We start from the raw sequence: 18,188 nt of genomic DNA on the forward strand, positions 1-18,188 counted from the left end.
CTTCAGCTCCGCTTAGGTTGACATTTTGATATTTTTATGATAGATGGTCAGGTTAAACGGAGCCATTTTTAATATAAAATTAAAGCAAACAAAAAGCTCAATATTATAATTAATAAAAACTGAGATATAAATAAAAGATTCGGGATCACACTTTTTTTGGTTTTATTTTTAGCGGTCAATAGCTTTGCGCAAAGCCAAAAATCGCTGTGGACTATAGAAGCCAAAAATCCTGATAATTATGTCGGTGCGCCTATTGCCAGCGGGTAAATAGGGATTGTTCCCTGGAAAGAGCCTTTCTCTGTGCAACACGTGATGCTGAATCACGTTTTCGATATTGGTGATGCCGGTGTTAATCAGGCATTGCAGGGCATCAACCCATTTCATCTTGAACTGTTTCTTAATAAGCAAAAAGTAGAGATGAGCTCCATCAAACAATGGAAGCAGTCTTTGGATTTAAAAAAAGCGACGCATACCACATCATTCATCATTCCCGGAAAAGCTGAAGTCCGCTATACGATTACGGCTTTACGCAATCTGCCTTATTCCGGATTAATCGAGGTTGAGGTCAAGGCACTTGATCAGATTCAGATGCAATGCTTTAATCAGATGGATATTCCCAATTCCTACATCGATGTTAGAAAAAGATTGGTCGAAGCCAATGTAGGACTGGATGGCGGAAAAGAAATGATCCTCCAAGCCGAGGCCTTATCTGCCCAAAAAGCCCATAAAGTTGTATATAATTCAGTGAGTTATAATTAATTAATTAATTAATTAAATATAAATACGCTATAATTTAATAAGGGATTCTTGCAAAATAATAATTGATCTATATTTTCGTCGCCAGTTGTTTTTATTTATTAAAAGTCAATAATAAAATTTAAGACTACTCCGATTATGTACAAATTGGCTTACTTTATGATTATGGTTTTAATAAAAATGCTCTATGGGATTTCAAAAAATAATTTTAAAAATATTGAAGTGGACAGGTATTTTCATTGCTTCTGTTCTTTTTCTCATGTTCATCATTCCGCTTTTGTTTCCGGGAACCATTTCGGAACAGGTGAAAGTTTTTGCCAATAAACATCTTGCAGGTGAGCTCAATTATAAGAAAACACGTCTTACATTTTTCAGACATTTTCCTTCTCTTACTGTTTCTGTTGATGATTTTCTGCTGAAAGGTTCAAAACCATTTCAAAATGATACTTTACTGGCGGCAAAAGAAATTGCTGTAGGAATCAATCTTAAAAACCTCATCTTCGACGGAGAAGTAAAAATCGATGAAATATACGCTACAGATGCTTATGCGAATGTTTTTGTCAACACAAAAGGGGAAGCAAATTATAATGTTTATGTTTCAAAACCATCGAAGACACCTAAAGATACAACGGCAACCGGCGCATCGATTAAATTGGATTTAATTAAACTAAAAAACTGGAATATCATCTACCGAGATCATTCTGCAAAAGTTCTGGTTGATGCAAAAGGTTTAAATTATACAGGAAAAGGAGGCTTGAGTGAAGACATTTTTGATCTTACCACCGATTTGGATATTGATAAACTTGATTTTAGCTTAAACAGAATTTATTACGCCAAACAAAAAAAATTGCATGCAGATCTGATTACCAGAATTAATACCAATGCCCTTACTTTCGTTTTAAGAAAAAATGAATTAAGAATCAATGATTTACCCTTGAAATTTACAGGTTTTGTCAGCATTTTGAAAGACGGGTATAATCTCGACATCAATGCTGCTTCAGAAAAAACGACGATTCGGGATATGATTTCCGTTCTTCCGCCACAATATCTTGATTGGGCAAAAGATACCAAGATTGAAGGTAACAGTGATCTGTTTTTTAGTTTAAAAGGCAGATTCAGTGAACCGAAAAACCTGAAGCCAAGGTTAAAAGCAAGACTGTTTGTAAAAGATGGCTTTGTTTCGAATGGAAAAGCGCCGGTTCCGATGAACAATTTTAATATGGATCTGAATGTTGATCTGCCGGATCTAAATACCGAACAATTAGGTCTTGATTTAAGAAACCTTAGCTTCGATCTCGGACCAAATAATAATTTCAAAGCGGTTGTGAAAACCAAAGGCTTAGATGAAATGCAGATTAATGCTGATGTAAAAGGAGCGGTCAACTTACAGACTTTAAGTCAGGCTTTAGGCTTAAAAGATATAGACGTCCGCGGATTGATGGATACAAATATCAAAGCAAACGGAATTTTCAGTTTAGACAAAAAATTATTCCCGAAAACGAACGGTTATCTCAATCTGAAGAACGGTTGGCTGAAAACAAAATATTATCCTAATCCCATAAAAGACATCAATATTGTTGCGAATATTGTGAATACAGACGGAACTTTTAGAAGTCTGGGTGTAAAGCTCGATCCTTTCAAATTTGATTTTGAAGGAAACCCTGTTTTTGTGAACGCCGATTTGCAGAATTTTGAAGATGTTTTATATAAAGTCCGTGCAAAAGGGGTGTTGAATGTCGGAAGAATCTACAAAGTTTTTGCTAAAAAAGGTTTAGACATCAGTGGTTTGATTATGGCAGATCTGTCTTTGAACGGGCGACAGAGTTACGCAACAACCGGTCAGTACAGCAAATTAGATAACAAAGGAAATTTAATTTTAAAAAATATAAAAGCCACCACAGAATATCTTCCGAAATCGTTTTACATCAAGGAGGGGAATTTTGAGTTTGAAAATGAAAAAATGTGGTTCAGGAAGTTTTTTGCCAACTATGGAAAATCGGATTTTGCTTTGAATGGTTATCTTTTGAATACCATTAATTATTTTATTGAAAGAAAAGGTACGCTGCATGGTAAGTTTAAATTAAAATCAAGATACATTCTGATTGATGAATTTATGGCTCTGAAAGATGGTGACAACTCAAAAAAATCAATTGAAGTTGATTATGCAAAAGTAGAAAATCCGAAGAGCAGCGGTGTTGTAATCATCCCGAAAAATCTTGATGTTTCTCTGGAAGCTGATGCCAAAAATGTTGAATTCAAAGGTTTAAATCTCAATAATTTATTCGGTCTTGCTTCAGTTAATAAAGGAGAAGTTTTTCTTAAAAACACATCATTCGATGTTGTAGGAAGCAGAATGAAAATTGATGCCCGTTACCAAGACGAATCTCCATTAACCGCAAATTATGATGTTGCCTTGAATGTTTTGGATTTTGATGTTCAGAGAGCGTACAACGAAATAGATATGGTTCGTGAAATGGCAACTGCCGCAAAGAACGTCAAAGGAATTGTTTCTTTGGATTACAAACTGAAGGGAGATTTCGATAAGAATATGAAACCGATATATCCGTCTTTGGAAGGTGGAGGAGTCGTAAACCTTCGTGATGTAGAGGTCAAAAATCTGAAAATGCTTTCAGCAGTCGGAGATAATATCGGAGCCAAAGCTTTTAATGATCCCGATATGAAGGGCGTCAATATCGAAACGCACATTAAAAATAACCTGATTCACGTTGATAAATTTACTTTTAAAGTATCTATTTTAAGACCTACGATTAGTGGAACTACAAGCTTCAACGGATTATTGGATCTGAGAATCAGAGTCGGCATTCTTCCCGGAGGTTTGATCGGTTTTCCGATTGTGGTTACTGGAACACATGAAAAACCGCAGGTGAAAATTTTCAGTAAAACAGGACAGGGGATTGTTGATGCTTTGTACAACAAAAAATCCAATAAAGTAATTCGTGAAGAAAGACGTGCCGAGAAAAAAACAAGAAGACAGCAGCGAAAAGAAAAAAATGCTCAGGAACAAAAAGCTAAAACTGCAGAAAGTAATATTACAAAAGATTTAAAGAATAAAAAATAAAATTAATAGCTATTTAAATATAAAAAGCAGTTCGTTATAGCTGCTATTTTCTTTTCATACAATTATATCATCAAACAATCGCTAGATTTGTTAGATTAGTAATGGTTTACCAAAAATATATAATGTGTGTAAGTGATATTGAAGCACAAATTAAAGAGATGTATGATTTTGAGGTTTCTACTTCCACCATTATCTAGAATATCGTAAATTCCTGGGAGATACAACAAGAGACCTGTAAAGGTCTCTTTATAATATAATATAATATAATATGTAATGTGATAGATACAATTATGATTTTAGATTATTCAATCCCGTCTCTACTTCCTGAAGCAAGTCAGTTGTGGTGGATACGGCCTGATCCTTATATTTTTCATAATTATCCTTCACGTTTGTACTAACATCATTAATGGAATTCGAAACCTTATTGTAGCCATCTTTTACTTTATCCGAAAATTCAGTATACTTATTTGTAGCCTGATTCTTAAAGTCGTTAGCTTTTGTTTTTATTTTTTTCCTTGTCTCAGCTCCTTTATCCGGTGCGTAGATAATTCCAAGAATAACACCTGCTGCTGCACCTGCCAATAATCCTGCTAATACGTTTGCTGAATTGCTTTTGTTGTTTGACATATTTAATTTTTTAGGTTAATGATTAAATTTTTGATACATATTTAAGAACAATTTACATACCAATTGACCATCTGCAGGATATGCGATAATATTCTTTAAAAATATCTGAAAGGATTAATCAATTGGAATTGATAAAAAAGGAATATCAAGGCCTGAGGCCATGATTCTTTTTTTAATTCGGTGTACAAATGATTCCCAGAATACACATTTTTTTTGTACCATGACAAGAAGGTCTGCGTTGAATTCTATGATTTCATCTTCAATTTCTTTTATCACAGCGTTAGATCTCACGTTTTTATAGAAATAATTGATACCCTGCAATTTATTGTCTATGGCATTGATGGCAAGAGAAGCAGAATTTTAACTCTGTAACTTTCCTGATAACACTGAATATCTCCATTTCCCTTTTCAGACGATCGACAGCCTCCCTAATCTTGGTCAGAACTTGTGTGGATAATGTCAAATTACGATGATACAAAAATTAGGTAGAGTTTAGTTTTTTTTCCTAAATTTTTCCACCATTGTTATTTTAGCAAATCTAAAATATTTGAGAAATCTAAATATGCATCAAGTTTTGTCGTAAGTGCAGATTACTTTTGTCATAATAATATGATAATTCTCATATTAATTCTCGTTAATGAAGTGGAGTTGCTAACTTTGTTAGGACGCAATTCTTGTAAATATGTATAAGGTACTTAGCCGGGGAATTGACCAAGCAATCGCAAATGGGCTTACTAAGAATGATAGTGTTTATGGTGTTTTAGCAACCGATTATGATGCATGGATGAAGGTTGCAAATGATAAAACTTATGGCAAATTACTGAGAGCTAAATATAATTTATTAATTAATACAGGTAACGTTTTAAGACTTCAAAAAGGTTTTACTTCAACCTCAAGAGAAAATTTAAATGGCTTGAGTTCAACAGTGAAAAAAACTCCTGAAAAATAAATAACATGAATATTTTATTACAAACTAAAACCATTCTTCACAATAGTACAATCGCTGAAGAATATAAAACAAAAGTTGTAGATAATTATTACTATTACATTAAAGATTTATTAGAAGACTTAAAAATAAAAAATCACGAAATATTTGAAGTATTTGAAGCTGAGACAATTTTGAAAGATTTATTTGAAAACGTGGATATAGACTCATTATTTCTTAAAAAATATTTTTTACTAAGAGAACATTCCATAGACAAGGATGATTGGTATAATACTATTGGAATAGCCTTGCCTGATTATACTTTGGAAATTGAATCCATGTTTAATTTGGATCAGAAATTATTTACTTTTTTGAATGATAGTTTTTATTATATTTTTAAATCTGATGAATTTTTAGATTTTTCTAAGAAGTATAAAATTTCGGAGAATTACAATCTAAATTTTTCGAAAATCGAAAATTCACAACATATATTAATTGAATTTTAAGTGAAATGAACGAAGGTAAATTAATCCCAATTGAAAGAACAGATTATCTTTTTTTCAATGAATATTTTGAATTGTTTTTATTATCGTTATTATTTTTAATGATACTTAATACACTACTATTAGTAGCGATCATTTTAATGATAAAAAAAAGAAAATAGTTAATTTAAAGCAATTAAGTAAAATACTAGAAAATTTTTGGAAACCCATATGTTAGATCTAAAAAATCAGGCTTAGTATTTGTATTAAGTCTGATTTAATTTTCTAGTTATAAAGAATCGTTTTTTGAGATTTATTAGATATTATAATTAGCTTAATTGGAACAATATTAAATTCTAATTGATTTCGTCTTCCTTGCCTTGCATAGCAATATTTAGAATCTGCTCAGCTTCTGCGTAAAATGTATTAATCGATATTTCAAACCCATTTTGCATAAAAAAAGTCACCTGCCCATCATTATTGTGACTTAAAAAAGCAATATTGCATGCATTGATTAAAACGGGCTTACCTAAGACTTTTGCTCCTTCAAGAGAATTAGGTCTTTTAATACCTAAAATTACTTTTTGGCTGATATAAATTAAACTGTTACTATTGCATTTTAATCTCATAATACAAATTTACTGTTTTTAATATTCAGACTATATTGAATGGGTTTAATTCTACCTGATAGGAAAGTATTGTATTATTTTATAAAACTTTTATCCATCTTAATATGTCTGTAAAGTTAATATTAAAATGCATCCTAAACCAGCATTATTTTTAATTGCTCTATAGATTTAAAACGAATTTTGAGGGATTTAATTAATTAAAATTTATAGGTTGATATTATGATGGCTAGAATTTTGTTATGAAAAATTATGAGGACATCAAATTATCATTACATCATTAATTCAAATCATTAAAATAATTAACTATGGCACACTTAGAAGTAAAACCTAAAAGCGGCCTGCCTTGGTGGGCTTGGCTTTTACTAGCATTAATTGCATTGGCAATTCTGTTATTCGCTATGAAACGATGTAATCAGGATACCACTCATGAAAAAGTAATATCAGACACAGCAAACGTTGCGACGGATACTACTAACGTTACTACAGGCCAAGCAGATGCTGTTGCAATGACAGAACCTGACTGGAGCTCAGTAAATTTTGATTCTCCGCCGACTTCCGATCCTGATATCACTGACAAGGATATCATCGTTCGTCAAGGAGCTGACTACACCATTTATACGCTCGGTGAGAATATTCTCTTTGCCACTGATCAAAATAAGATCCAGAGCAAATCAGAGGCAAAATTGAAACGAATTGCTGATGTGTTAAATAAACGTTTTGCCGGTTCATATATCGGCGTGTATGGAAACACGGATTCAACAGGCACAGCGACACATAACAAACAGTTAGGTGCCGAGCGCGCAACAGCGGTGAAAGACTGGTTGGTAAATTCCGGAAAAATCGACCAAGGCAAAGTATCGATCCATTCCCTGGGTGAGAATGAGCCAGTAGCTACCAATGCAAACGAAGCAGGACGTAAACAAAACCGCAATGTGGAAATTGTAGCTTTTAAAAATAAATAAAACAAAATTGAAACTTAAAAAATCAAAATCATGGCATTAGAACAGAATAAATATACTCACCTTGTTGAACTTGGTGGTAGTGATTACGAAATTGTAGATGGCGAACCGGATATCAGAGGCTGGGATGTTAAAAACAGATCAGGCATAAAAATCGGAGAAGTCGATGAACTTTTGTTTAACCCTGATAGTTGCAAAGTCCGCTATATGGTCGTGGATGTAGACAAAAATGAACTTAACATTGAACAGAAAAAAATATTGGTACCTATTGGAACGGCGGTATTATACAATGATGGGCGTCTGCAGAATAATGACGTAAATGAAAGAAGAAATACCATAGACCCTGAGGAAAGAATATTGGAACGCAACGAAATCGGAACTCAATCGTACGTAGAAAGAACAACCTATAATCCTAATGATGACGGTAAAGTAGTGGTCGTTCCAATAACTGCAGAACACATAAGCTGGTTGCCTGCTTACGAGAGAGATAATCTCAATCCCCATACTGAAGTGGCCACTCGTAGGGCATTTCTGGGATTAAACGATCCAAATTATCGTATCGATGAAAGCGAGTATAGTGCTGAAGAATTTTATAACCATGAACACTTCAATGAAGAGAAGTTCTACAATACTGGAACCAGATCAAATTTGAAACGAAAATTGTAACGTTCATCTTTAAAAAAGTAAACTAAAAAAGGTACAAGGTTCAAAAGGTTAGCATAAAAGGCTAACCTTTTATTGTTGTGACATCTTCCTAAATTTTATTCACAATATTTTTTTTAACTCCAATCTCTTTAAAAAAATAAGCTCTCATTTCTGAAAGCTTATTGGTTGTAGTCGGAATGGGAGTAGAGATTATCTTTAGTAAATGTTTGCAACTTCACTATAAGACTCAAATTTAAAGTTATTTTCTTAGATTATAGTCAAATAATTTCATCTTCTTTACCTGCCAAACCACTATTTAAAATATGTTCAGCTTCAGCAAAGAATGTACTAATTGATATTTCAAAACCGTTTTGCATGAAAAAAGTTAAACCGTTGTTAGTACATTTTAACTTCATATGTCGTATTAATATTGAACAAAGTAAAGATAATTCCAACTAATCAAAAATTTTGAATCGTTTTTTGAGACCTATTATCACTTTAAGATAATAAATAATTTATAACACTTCTTCTTTATTTTTAATTAATTTTTCTCCCATAAACTGTAATCTTTATAGTTGGAATAATTTGCATTTGAATACCTTTTCCTAATGCAATGCTAAAGCTTTTATTATTTACTACTCTTCCATATTCATCGTAGAAAGTTCCTAGCGAAAATGCTGTCCGTCCATTCGCATGATAAGCAGTTCCTAATGAAAATGCTGTTCTTCCATTTGCGTGATAAGCGGTTCCTGAAGAAAACGCTGTTCGTGCAAATTCCAGTGATATTGACCACCCGATTCCAATTCAAATTGACCAGGTAATTTCGGTTTAAATTGACCACCCTTAATTTTGATAAAAACGCTTGTTTTTCATGTGTCAATTGGTATTCAAATATAATAATTAATTACTCGTATTTACTGCTCTTTTCTTTCTCATAGATTCCCCCTGGAGTTCCAGGCGGTGAGACTGATGGATGAGTCTGTCCAAAATAGCGTCAGCGATGGTTTTTTCGCCAATAATATCATACCAGTCCTGCACCGGGATCTGTGATGTTACAATGATGGAGCCGTTGTTGTGACGGTCTTCTATAATCTCAAGAAGGGTTATCCTGTTGGTGCTGTCCAGTGCCTGAAGACCAAAATCATCAAGGATGATCACATCCTGTCTCTGTATTTTTGCAAGTTCGCGCAGGTAGGATCCGTCTGCTTTTACCATTTTTAGCTTGGCAAACAGCTTGGAAGTATTAAAATAATTGACCTTAAAGCCTTCAATGCATGCTTGGTACCCTAGGGCGGTCCCAGATAACTTTTACCCACGCCTGTACTTACCGTGATCAGGATGTTCTCATTTTTTTCTACGAACTCACATCCTGCAAGACGCATGACCAGATTACGGTCGAGGTTGCGGGTGTCATCGAAGTTGATACTTTCAATACTCGACTTGTAATGGAACTTTGCATTTTTGATGCTTCGCTCTATGCGCCTGTTGTGCCTCTCATCCCATTCGGCATCGATGAGCATCGATACAAACTGGTCGAGGGTATAATGGTCTGTCCTTCCGCTTTCAATAGCGGTCTTAAAGGCATTGTGCATGCCGTAAAGCTTCATTTGCTTCATTTTGCTCACTGTCGGTTCGTTCATAACTGTTGATATTTAATGATAGTATTGTTTTCCTCTGATGTTGCCGTGATCAGGCAGTTCCTGCTCCTTTTCTTCATTTTCCAGCTCCTATGGCAAAATTGAGCAATATGCGCAGACCGACAGCGCCAGGCTTCAATTTACCCTGCTTTACTCCGGGGGTGATATAGACAGCGACCAGCTTTCAAGATGGCTGCAGAAGAGGATCCAGGAAAAGAATATCCGGATCATCAGGACCGATGAGTGATTGACATCATATGGATCTAATCCGAAAATAGTTAGAGCCAGCTAGATTTTGAACAAGTTAATGCGTTAAGTTTATGATGCGTCCTGCACGGCCTTCTCAAGTTGATGAAGAGTGCTGCTTCCGCCATCTTTTGAACCTTCGATAATGCTCATTTCACCGTTGGGTTCTATCACTACTGCCAACACTTTACTGATATCGGCCAGTCCACGTTGTCTTATGGCAGAGACGATCTCGTCCTTGCTGACCATTTCCTTCTCCATGTTATCATGCAGATATAAACCTTGGTAGAACAGTAATTTCGGTGATGCATTCAGAAGTTTGTCCATGACATGCGACCTCCTTGATAGTTTTGCGAAAAGCAGCTGCATCGCAATGATGATAAAGAGCACAACGGTACCTTCCGCTAGATTGACCTGCCCAAGCATCATATAGGCCAGAACCGAACCAAGTGTTATGGTAACCACAAAATCGAACGCATTGAATTTGGCCAGCGTTCTCTTACCTGATATCCTTATAAAGACAAACAGTGTTACAAATGAAATGATCGTCAGCAGTGCGACTTCCAAAGTCTTACTCCAGCTTTCAAAAATAATATCGGTCATAGCAGAGATTTTAAAGTTATCAACAGACAAATGCAAAGACCTTTCCTCATTGGGATCTTGGATTTTGATGAGTGTGTCAGATCCATCTCCATATTTTAATTCCTATTTGAATCGATGGTTCGAATCACTGCTGACAAACATGGTATTACTTTCTTCAGATACGATCTCCACGAAACGTTCAAAATGTTTGAGTACATCCGAGATCAGTTCATTTTTTGTAAACAGCTTGACATCGTAACCTTCCCTGCCGTCACCAAAATAAGACCTGGGATAAAATACAAGTTCCTCATATTTTAGCAACCGGCAACTTCATCCGGTAAATGGCATACGGTGTTGTTCTTTTATTTTCGCCTTCGTTGTAATCGGGTTGCTTATTGATCTGCGAGCAACTGATGTATAAATAACCGTCGGCCGAAATGGAATAACTATCGGGCCATATCAGCATTTCATCTGCTACTACATCTTCCTGCTTAAGTTCAGGAGTTATTCTTACCATTTTATAATGCTGGTAATCTCCCTGGTACAGGTTGCCGGCCGGGTCAAAGATCATCCCATCAGTAACGGCAAACGTTCCCAAATCCTCTACCGCAGCTTCCAGTTCATCTTCAGGCAATTCTTCATTGCGCAAGGCTTCGGTTCGAATGCGGTACAGCTTGTTATCGGTGAGCGGTTTGTAATACAGCCATTCGCCATCGGGTGTTAAGGCAATGCCATCGGAATGAAGGTGAACGGGTTTGCCCTTCTTTTTGAATTCTTTCCCGTCCACGACCAGCTTAAAGGCAGGGTCATGTTTCACCGAATAGTGATTGCGCAAAAGCTCCCGGCTTTTTCCCGTTTCAAGATTAACCACTACAATTCCCCCTTCATTCATGTTGGTTAAATAGGCCACCTTTCTACGGGTATCAACCCGAACGTCGTTGATATAACTTTTGCTGCTTAATACGCCATCAAACCGGTACACTTCTTCGATGCTGTTGGTAGCCAGGTTGAACTTTACCAGTTTAAAACTGTTGTCGTACACTTGTTCCATGTAAACGCAGGCCGGGTCCACCACCCACAGGTAATTTTCATCGTCAACATACACCGCCTGCACACAAACCCATTTGCTTTTGCCATCGTCACCTTCCTTCCAACTGTTCCACTGTTCGTCGGGATAAGGCTTCACTTGGTTGTTGGGTAAAATTTCTACAACATCGTATTTATGCGGTCCGGGCCACAAAGGATAACAGGCAAACAAACGGCCGTCTTTCGATATAGCCACACCGGTTAACTGGTAGGTGTCATCTGAAAATACTTGTTCCAGTTGATGACTGCGTGTACTCATGATTGGGTGATTTTAATTGAATTGTTACCATTAAAAATTTTACAGGTCGATACGTTTCTATGCTTGCTTTTTTTTGAACTTAAAGTGTCCATTATTATCCGGTTATCAGCCGAAGCGGTTATTTCTAAATTCATCATAGATTAAAATTCTCCGCCGTTACCTTCAGCAAATCCATATCAGGGAAACTGCCAAGCAACGAAAGCGCATGTTTGGTTAATTCCTGGGGAACACGGCCCACGAGGTGTTTTATACGGCCACCGTTGTCAGGGAAAACATCAAAAATGCCATACTCACCATTAGGCAGGCAGATAGCAAACCACGCAATGGTCTCTTCTTCATCCATGACCAAAGGCTGGGCATCTTTTAAAAATTGCATCACCTCCTGCTCGTGGCCCTCTTTCGCTTTAAATGTGAGCAATAATGCTTTTGTATTAGGTTCAGCTGGCGGCTGGGATGGTAGTTTGCTGGCAAGTATCTCTATTTTCTGGATATCCGGGGAGGTTTCAAATAACTCATCTGCTTTTTGCTGTAAGGCGCTTGCAACTGCTCCGTTAAGATGAGCATCACGGGATACCTCATCCGGGAAAAAATCGACAATGCCATATTCAGAACGGCCAAAGCGAACGGCAAACCAGGCTTTTGTTCCCGACTCTTGCCGTACTAATGGAAGTGCAGAAGATAGAAAAGCTTCCACCTCTTCGTCTTTGCCGTGTTTCGCTTCTAAACGGACAAGTAATCCTTTTGTAGTTATCGCCATGGTTGTAGGTATTAATTTGATTCTTTAAATTTCGACATATTAAAGATAGGAAATAATTTATAATTACTATAATCTGCTGCTGCGTTTTCTGCCCCCGACAGTTCATTTTGGAAACACATGTGTGTTTCCGTTTCGATAATGGCTTATAGCGTTTTTGTTTTGTTTATGGAGTTTGCCTCAATAGCCGCTAACGGAAAAAGTATTGGCGAAGTGCGGGAAATTCGAAGAACTTTAGTTCAAGATTTGACCAAACGTAGCCGATATTTTTTCTATGAAACTAAATTACAAAAAAATGTGAAATAGAAAAATAGCGGCGGCAAAAAATGACGAAAATTTAAACTTTGATCTTAACCCCGCATTTTGCCAATACAATGTGCTTGTTGCACAACTCAAATATAGTGAAAAACGCTTTGTGTTGTGATGTTTTTTAGGTAAATTTATATATGCAGGGACGAAAAAATTTTACACCACAATTGTTCTACGAACTCAGCTTAGATAGGCTGGTTCCCATGGATAATTTTTATAGAAAAATCAGTTTTGAATTAAATTTTCAATTTCTATATTCGAGCACCAAAAAATACTACGGTACAGAAGGTCATCAAAGTATTGATCCGGTTGTGTTTTTTAAAATCTTATTGGTAGGTTACCTCAATAATATCAATAGCGACAGGGCTTTGCTTCGTTTTTGCAGTAATTGCTTAGATGTGCGATTGTTTTTAGGATATGATCTGGATGAAGAACTTCCTTGGCACAGCACTATTTCTCGTACAAGAGGGCTTTTGGGAGAGGATGTTTTCCTGCAACTCTTCAGGCAAATTTTGAGTTTATGTATAGAAAAAGGAATGGTGAGAGGCAAACGTCAGGCGGTAGACTCCGCTTTCATCAAAGCCAATGCGAGTATGGACAGTTTGGTGGAGAAAGAAGTTTTAGACGATGCGAGTGCTTTTGTTAATGAACTGGAAGAAAATTCTGAGTATAAAGTGACGACCACGCGTAAAAAACTCGTCAACCAGCACCACAGCTGGAAAGAAGAAGCTTACAAAGGCATGCCTGGGAATACTAAAAGCGAAAGAAAAGATGAAGATGGTAATTTAATTCGTCCAAAATATTTATCAAACCATACGCATTATTCTCCCACAGATCCCGATGCAAAAATCTCTGTAAAACCAGGTAAAGCCAGACATTTGAATTATTCGGGACAAGTTTCAGTAGACGATGCTCATCACGTAATTACAGGAGCTTGCGGAAGTACTTCTGGGAGTAAAGATTCAGCAATTTTTAATGAAATTATGGATCAGACTTTAGCCAATTTTAAAGAAAACCATTTACAACCCGATGAAATTTTAGCCGATGCGGGTTACAGCAGTGGAGAAAGTTTAAGCTATTGTCAAAAACGCGGTATTAATGCTTATATCCCCAATTTTGGACAGTATAAATCTCATCGTGAGGGTTTTGTTTTCAGCCAAGCAGAAAACCGCTACGAATGCACAAAAGAAGGAGGCAATAATGCTTTTTTACCATTCAAAAAAGAAGCGATCGATTCTAAAGGCTACACAAAAAAAGTCTACCGAAGCAGCGAAAAAGATTGTGGGAAATGCCCACTTAGAGAGGGTTTGTGGGAAAGTTACGAAATTTAAAAAGCTTGACGACAGCATTCATAAACCACTTTACGATGCCATGCACGAAAAGCTGAACAGAGATAAAAACTACACGAGATACCTCACCAAACGGCGGAGTTCTACGGTGGAGCCTGTTTTGGGCACGCTTATCAATCATCATTCGATGAAACGCATCAATGCTCGCGGCATAAAATCTGCCAACAAGCATGTTTTGATGGCGGCATTATCTTATAATTTAAAGAAACTACTGAAATTTTCAGCCCGAAAAGCAAAAAGCAAAGCTCAAATTCAAGACCTTCCCAAAGTAAAGTCTTGGCTTTTCCCAAAACTGCAAAATACGAGCGTTATATCCTTGAATTAAAAGTCTCAAAATCCTAAAAATCTACCCACCAAAAAAGCAAAAACCTCTCTAAAATCGCTTCTAAAGAGGTCATATTTATTAATGATTTTTAAAATAGGAGTTGTGCAACGGTTACGCCTGTTGAACTAAACCTTCGGTAGCCCCTATCCGCATATTTTTAATTACTTTGTAAAACTAATTAAAAATCAGTAAAATGGCAACAAAAAAAAGAGTTTAGAAGAGCTTCGGGAGAACAAAATTATCAATCAGGCCAGGCGTGAAGTTCCGGGATTTACGGAGCTTTTGCAACGGTTTGAGCGCACGGTTTCGGTGTTGGGAAGAAGCCAAAGTACGTTTAATAATTACTCCCGACATGTGGCAGCAGTGTCGCTACATTTTGGAAAAATTCCTATAGAACTTGATCCTGAGCAAATTCATGATTACCTTTTTTATCTTCAAAAAAAATCATAATCCCCTTCACAGTCTTATTTTAAACACACGGTTTACGGACTTCGTTTTCTGCTGAAATCGGAAGGATTAAGCTACGATTATCTGAGTCTTCTTGAAATTAAAAGAGAGAAAAAACTGCCTGTAGTACTTAGTAAACAAGAGGTTTGGCAGATGTTGTCTAGCTGTAAACTTTTAAAACATAAAATGCTTATTGGCATTCTTTACGGCTGCGGATTGCGCTGTATGGAAGTTCGAAACCTCCGTTTGTGCGACTTAGATTTTGATAGAAAACAACTTAAAGTAGTGCAAGGCAAGGGTAAAAAAGACCGGTATTTGCCACTTTCCGAGCATTTGATTCGTGGCTTGAAAAAGTATATCGAAGCCGAAAACCCCAAAAATTATCTTTTTGGAATGCCCAGAGAAGGAAGGGCAGGTGGAGATTTCGACTCACGCTATTCCCAACGCGGGGTTCAGTGGGCGGTAAAGCAGGTATCCAGAACGGCAAAAATACTGAAAGAAGTGAGTGTTCATACGCTTCGCCACAGTTTTGCGACGCATCTTCTGGAAGATGGGATGGATATTTTGAGCATCAAAAATCTTCTCGGCCACGAAAGTATTGATACCACGCTGGTTTACCTTCAGATTGCCCAACTTTCTCCGCAAAAACTTTACAGTCCGCTGGATATTCTTTTTTCAGAATTTGGGAAGAAATGAGTGGTTTTAAAACCATAGAAAAACAGACAAACCCATCTTGTTTTCAGCCTCAATCTCAATCTCAACCTCGCTATGAAATCGCTGATGTGTTGAATATTTTAGGTTCCAAACTGGAAAATTTAGGGTTAAATTCTTGGCAACTACGAACACTTTCAGCACTCAGGAAATGCCGTACATCAGCTTTGGGCGGTCATATTGATGCTTGTGATGAATGTGGAAATCTGAGCATCAGTTATAACTCCTGCCGCAATCGCCACTGCCCAAAATGTCAGGGTAAAAACCGGGAAAAATGGATTGAAAACCGAGAGACAGAGCTGCTTCCTGTACCATATTTCCACGTGGTTTTTACGATTCCTGAGGTTTTAAACAGGTTGGTGTTGCATCAGCCTAAAATGGTGTACGATATTTTGTTTGAATCGGCTTGGGAAACGCTTCAAACATTCGGAAAAAAGCGAGGTTTAAAGATGGGAATGATCTCTGTTTTGCACACGTGGGGTCAGAATTTGAGCCTTCATCCGCACTTACACTGCATCGTTCCGGGTGGTGGAATTACACAAGACGGAAGTTGGAAAAATATCAGAAATGACGGTAAATTTCTGTTTCCAGTAAAGGCTTTGAGTAAAGTTTTCAGGGCTAAATTTTGTGAGAAACTAAAGCTTCAATTATCCTTAAAATTTGATAAAAATCAAACTGGAAATTATGAAAATGAATCTGAAAACTACGAAAATCTCAGACAAAGTCTGTGGGAAAAACGATGGGTTGTTTATGCTAAAAAGCCATTTGGTAGCTCACAATCTGTGGTTGAATATTTGGGCAGATACACACATAAAATCGCGATCAGTAACCAGAGAATCAGGAAAATTGATGCTGAAAACGTAACGTTCAGCTACAAAGATTACCGCCAGAAAGGCATCAAAAAACAGATGGTTTTGAGCCATGAAGAGTTTATCCGCCGTTTTTCGCTTCATATTTTGCCGAAAAGGTTTGTGAAAATCCGTCATTACGGCTTTTTGAGCAGCACTTGGAAGCGTATCAAACTAAAAAATCTGCAACAGAATTTAGGCATACAACCCAAAGAAAAGCCACCACCCAAAGTTTTTCAGCCGAAATGTAGCTGTTGTAAAGTTGGGAACTTGGTAACGATTGGCACATTCGATCTTCGAGGTCCGCCAACATGGTTTTTGGAAATGAGCCGAAATTTAGCTGCTCCTAAATCTGCAATTTAACGGATTTGGGTAAGGGATTTTATGTGTTTAAGACAAACTAAAACCGGATAAAACCTAAAAAAAACACCAACATCACCTCAAAAAAAAGAGACCTTTCTCAAAGTCTCCTGTATCTCTAAAAATCTTTCGTCGATAAATCCATAAGGTTGTTAAAAGCTCCCGAAGTGCGCTGTCCTGAGCCTGCCGAAGGATTCCGTTCAACAGGGTTTTCATTGTTGGCTTTTCAAGCCCAACGAAAACTTAGTTATTAGCTGTAGTGCTTTCGACTACTTCAAAAAATCTTTGTCTTTATAAGCCGGATTTGGATATTTATAAAAACCTTCTCCTGTAGCCACGCCCAGTTTGTTTTTATCGATAAAATTCTCCTTAAGATATTCCACAGTTTTGATTTTGAGTGGATCTTTGGTGGCATCAGCTGCCATTTTGTTGATGTTATAAGCGGTTGTAATACCTACCACATCCAAAATTCCGAAAGGACCTAATGGTGCTCCTGTTGCTACCATCCAGGTTTTATCGATGGTTTGTACATCGGCAACTTCGTTTACCAAAAGATTGGTGGCAGCACTTAATAATGGAACCAGCAATGAATTAACAATATAGCCGGGTTGCTCTTTGTGCAAAGGCAAAGCCACCATTCCGATTGCTTTTGCAAAGGCTACTACGTTGTCAAAAACTTTCGGATCCGTTCCCGGATGTCCCATAATTTCGGCAGTATTATGTTTCCAAATGTCATTGGCAAAATGCAATGCGACAAACTTTGCAGGACGACCGGTATATTCAGCAAACTGACTTGGCAACATTGTAGAAGAGTTGGTTGCAAAATCTGTTTTTTCAGGGGCAACTTTAGCCAACTGTTCATAAAATCCGATTTTAATTTGAGGATTTTCAGGAACGGCTTCAATAACCAAATCTGCATCTTTTACGGCTTCGGCTAAATTGGAACTGTACTGTAGATTCGTTTTTGTTGCTTCAATTTTTGCATCAGTCGCTTTGAGATCTTGCCTGTAAGATTTTGCCAGAATATCAAACTTGGCTTTGGCGTTTTCTAAAACCTCATCATTGATGTCGTAAACAGTAACATTAAAACCATGAAAAGCTGTTTGAAAAGCAATTTGGTAACCCAATACGCCGCTTCCGGCTACGGTTATATTTTTATAGATCATCTTAGTT

Annotated in this window: 17 protein-coding genes and 1 pseudogene; 10 read left to right on the forward strand and 8 right to left on the reverse strand. The window is 36.8% G+C overall.

Going from position 1 to position 18,188, the window contains the following annotated elements; genetic code table 11:
* Positions 1 to 312: 312 nt before the first annotated feature.
* Positions 313 to 759: a hypothetical protein gene (locus BA768_RS11260; RefSeq protein WP_065720825.1), complete on the forward strand. Its 447-nt coding sequence runs from the start codon at positions 313 to 315 to the stop codon at positions 757 to 759.
* A gap of 184 nt (positions 760 to 943) precedes the next feature.
* Positions 944 to 3,835 carry an AsmA-like C-terminal region-containing protein gene (locus tag BA768_RS11265; RefSeq protein WP_065720826.1) on the forward strand — a complete coding sequence of 964 codons (2,892 nt, stop codon included), beginning with the start codon at positions 944 to 946 and terminating at the stop codon, positions 3,833 to 3,835.
* A gap of 288 nt (positions 3,836 to 4,123) precedes the next feature.
* On the opposite strand, the gene BA768_RS11270 is transcribed toward BA768_RS11265, so the two are convergent.
* Positions 4,124 to 4,462 (reverse strand): YtxH domain-containing protein, encoded by a 339-nt coding sequence (locus BA768_RS11270; RefSeq protein WP_065720827.1) that lies wholly within the window; start codon positions 4,460 to 4,462, stop codon positions 4,124 to 4,126.
* 682 nt (positions 4,463 to 5,144) lie between these two features.
* On the opposite strand from BA768_RS11270, the gene BA768_RS11280 reads away from it, so the two are divergent.
* Positions 5,145 to 5,411 carry a hypothetical protein gene (locus tag BA768_RS11280; RefSeq protein WP_065720829.1) on the forward strand — a complete coding sequence of 89 codons (267 nt, stop codon included), beginning with the start codon at positions 5,145 to 5,147 and terminating at the stop codon, positions 5,409 to 5,411.
* A gap of 5 nt (positions 5,412 to 5,416) precedes the next feature.
* Positions 5,417 to 5,893 (forward strand): hypothetical protein, encoded by a 477-nt coding sequence (locus BA768_RS11285; RefSeq protein ID WP_065720830.1) that lies wholly within the window; start codon positions 5,417 to 5,419, stop codon positions 5,891 to 5,893.
* A gap of 332 nt (positions 5,894 to 6,225) precedes the next feature.
* On the opposite strand, the gene BA768_RS11290 is transcribed toward BA768_RS11285, so the two are convergent.
* Positions 6,226 to 6,498, reverse strand: a complete 273-nt coding sequence (locus BA768_RS11290; protein ID WP_065720831.1) for a hypothetical protein — start codon at positions 6,496 to 6,498, stop codon at positions 6,226 to 6,228.
* 305 nt (positions 6,499 to 6,803) lie between these two features.
* Here BA768_RS11290 and BA768_RS11295 point away from each other — a divergent pair, with 305 nt between their 5' ends.
* The gene (locus BA768_RS11295) at positions 6,804 to 7,460 is read left to right on the forward strand and encodes an OmpA family protein (RefSeq protein WP_065720832.1); all 657 of its coding nucleotides are present in this window, start codon (positions 6,804 to 6,806) and stop codon (positions 7,458 to 7,460) included.
* Positions 7,461 to 7,490: 30 nt separating this feature from the next.
* Entirely contained in the window at positions 7,491 to 8,123 is a 633-nt protein-coding gene (locus BA768_RS11300) for a PRC-barrel domain-containing protein (protein ID WP_065720833.1), read from the forward strand.
* 879 nt (positions 8,124 to 9,002) lie between these two features.
* On the opposite strand, the gene BA768_RS21590 is transcribed toward BA768_RS11300, so the two are convergent.
* The 5 genes and pseudogenes from BA768_RS21590 to BA768_RS21775 form a co-directional block, all read right to left on the reverse strand.
* Positions 9,003 to 9,374 carry an ATP-binding protein gene (locus tag BA768_RS21590; protein WP_262484171.1) on the reverse strand — a complete coding sequence of 124 codons (372 nt, stop codon included), beginning with the start codon at positions 9,372 to 9,374 and terminating at the stop codon, positions 9,003 to 9,005.
* 14 nt (positions 9,375 to 9,388) lie between these two features.
* Positions 9,389 to 9,742 carry an ATP-binding protein gene (locus tag BA768_RS21595; RefSeq protein ID WP_262484169.1) on the reverse strand — a complete coding sequence of 118 codons (354 nt, stop codon included), beginning with the start codon at positions 9,740 to 9,742 and terminating at the stop codon, positions 9,389 to 9,391.
* A 315-nt stretch (positions 9,743 to 10,057) separates the two neighbouring features.
* Positions 10,058 to 10,588: a DUF421 domain-containing protein gene (locus BA768_RS11310; RefSeq protein ID WP_065720834.1), complete on the reverse strand. Its 531-nt coding sequence runs from the start codon at positions 10,586 to 10,588 to the stop codon at positions 10,058 to 10,060.
* A gap of 286 nt (positions 10,589 to 10,874) precedes the next feature.
* On the reverse strand, positions 10,875 to 11,912 hold the full coding sequence (locus BA768_RS11320) for an L-dopachrome tautomerase-related protein (protein WP_065720836.1): 1,038 nt from the start codon (positions 11,910 to 11,912) through the stop codon (positions 10,875 to 10,877).
* 451 nt (positions 11,913 to 12,363) lie between these two features.
* Positions 12,364 to 12,669, reverse strand: a pseudogene (locus tag BA768_RS21775) (putative quinol monooxygenase); the annotation flags it as partial.
* A gap of 443 nt (positions 12,670 to 13,112) precedes the next feature.
* Between BA768_RS21775 and BA768_RS11330 the strand changes: the two are divergent.
* From BA768_RS11330 to BA768_RS11340, 4 genes are all read left to right on the forward strand, one after another.
* Entirely contained in the window at positions 13,113 to 14,306 is a 1,194-nt protein-coding gene (locus BA768_RS11330; RefSeq protein ID WP_228388389.1) for a transposase, read from the forward strand.
* Positions 14,257 to 14,649, forward strand: coding sequence for a transposase (locus BA768_RS21480; RefSeq protein ID WP_262484170.1), 393 nt, complete (start codon positions 14,257 to 14,259; stop codon positions 14,647 to 14,649). Before BA768_RS11330 ends, BA768_RS21480 begins: the two co-directional genes overlap by 50 nt.
* A 564-nt stretch (positions 14,650 to 15,213) precedes the next feature.
* A complete protein-coding gene (locus BA768_RS11335) occupies positions 15,214 to 15,792 on the forward strand; it encodes a tyrosine-type recombinase/integrase (protein WP_228388395.1) in 579 nt (192 codons plus the stop codon).
* The gene (locus BA768_RS11340; RefSeq protein ID WP_083206652.1) at positions 15,789 to 17,018 is read left to right on the forward strand and encodes an IS91 family transposase; all 1,230 of its coding nucleotides are present in this window, start codon (positions 15,789 to 15,791) and stop codon (positions 17,016 to 17,018) included. The genes BA768_RS11335 and BA768_RS11340 overlap by 4 nt, the downstream gene beginning before the upstream one ends.
* Positions 17,019 to 17,284: 266 nt before the next feature.
* Here BA768_RS11340 and BA768_RS11345 read toward each other — a convergent pair whose 3' ends face one another.
* The gene (locus tag BA768_RS11345) at positions 17,285 to 18,181 is read right to left on the reverse strand and encodes a 3-hydroxyacyl-CoA dehydrogenase (protein ID WP_065720837.1); all 897 of its coding nucleotides are present in this window, start codon (positions 18,179 to 18,181) and stop codon (positions 17,285 to 17,287) included.
* Positions 18,182 to 18,188: the final 7 nt, after the last annotated feature.

Source organism: Chryseobacterium sp. CBo1 (assembly GCF_001693475.1).
GTDB classification, from domain to species: Bacteria; Bacteroidota; Bacteroidia; order Flavobacteriales; family Weeksellaceae; genus Chryseobacterium; species Chryseobacterium formosense.

What these genes read in the sequence shown, in the direction of transcription:
- BA768_RS11330 (WP_228388389.1), top strand. Translation starts at nt 13,113, where the DNA reads ATGCAGGGACGAAAAAATTTTACACCACAATTGTTCTACGAACTCAGC.
- BA768_RS11280 (WP_065720829.1), top strand. Translation starts at nt 5,145, where the DNA reads ATGTATAAGGTACTTAGCCGGGGAATTGACCAAGCAATCGCAAATGGG.
- BA768_RS11310 (WP_065720834.1), bottom strand. Translation starts at nt 10,588, where the DNA reads ATGACCGATATTATTTTTGAAAGCTGGAGTAAGACTTTGGAAGTCGCA.
- BA768_RS11340 (WP_083206652.1), top strand. Translation starts at nt 15,789, where the DNA reads ATGAGTGGTTTTAAAACCATAGAAAAACAGACAAACCCATCTTGTTTT.
- BA768_RS21595 (WP_262484169.1), bottom strand. Translation starts at nt 9,742, where the DNA reads ATGAACGAACCGACAGTGAGCAAAATGAAGCAAATGAAGCTTTACGGC.
- BA768_RS11295 (WP_065720832.1), top strand. Translation starts at nt 6,804, where the DNA reads ATGGCACACTTAGAAGTAAAACCTAAAAGCGGCCTGCCTTGGTGGGCT.
- BA768_RS11285 (WP_065720830.1), top strand. Translation starts at nt 5,417, where the DNA reads ATGAATATTTTATTACAAACTAAAACCATTCTTCACAATAGTACAATC.
- BA768_RS11320 (WP_065720836.1), bottom strand. Translation starts at nt 11,912, where the DNA reads ATGAGTACACGCAGTCATCAACTGGAACAAGTATTTTCAGATGACACC.
- BA768_RS11270 (WP_065720827.1), bottom strand. Translation starts at nt 4,462, where the DNA reads ATGTCAAACAACAAAAGCAATTCAGCAAACGTATTAGCAGGATTATTG.
- BA768_RS11290 (WP_065720831.1), bottom strand. Translation starts at nt 6,498, where the DNA reads ATGAGATTAAAATGCAATAGTAACAGTTTAATTTATATCAGCCAAAAA.
- BA768_RS11260 (WP_065720825.1), top strand. Translation starts at nt 313, where the DNA reads ATGCTGAATCACGTTTTCGATATTGGTGATGCCGGTGTTAATCAGGCA.
- BA768_RS11345 (WP_065720837.1), bottom strand. Translation starts at nt 18,181, where the DNA reads ATGATCTATAAAAATATAACCGTAGCCGGAAGCGGCGTATTGGGTTAC.
- BA768_RS11265 (WP_065720826.1), top strand. Translation starts at nt 944, where the DNA reads ATGGGATTTCAAAAAATAATTTTAAAAATATTGAAGTGGACAGGTATT.
- BA768_RS11300 (WP_065720833.1), top strand. Translation starts at nt 7,491, where the DNA reads ATGGCATTAGAACAGAATAAATATACTCACCTTGTTGAACTTGGTGGT.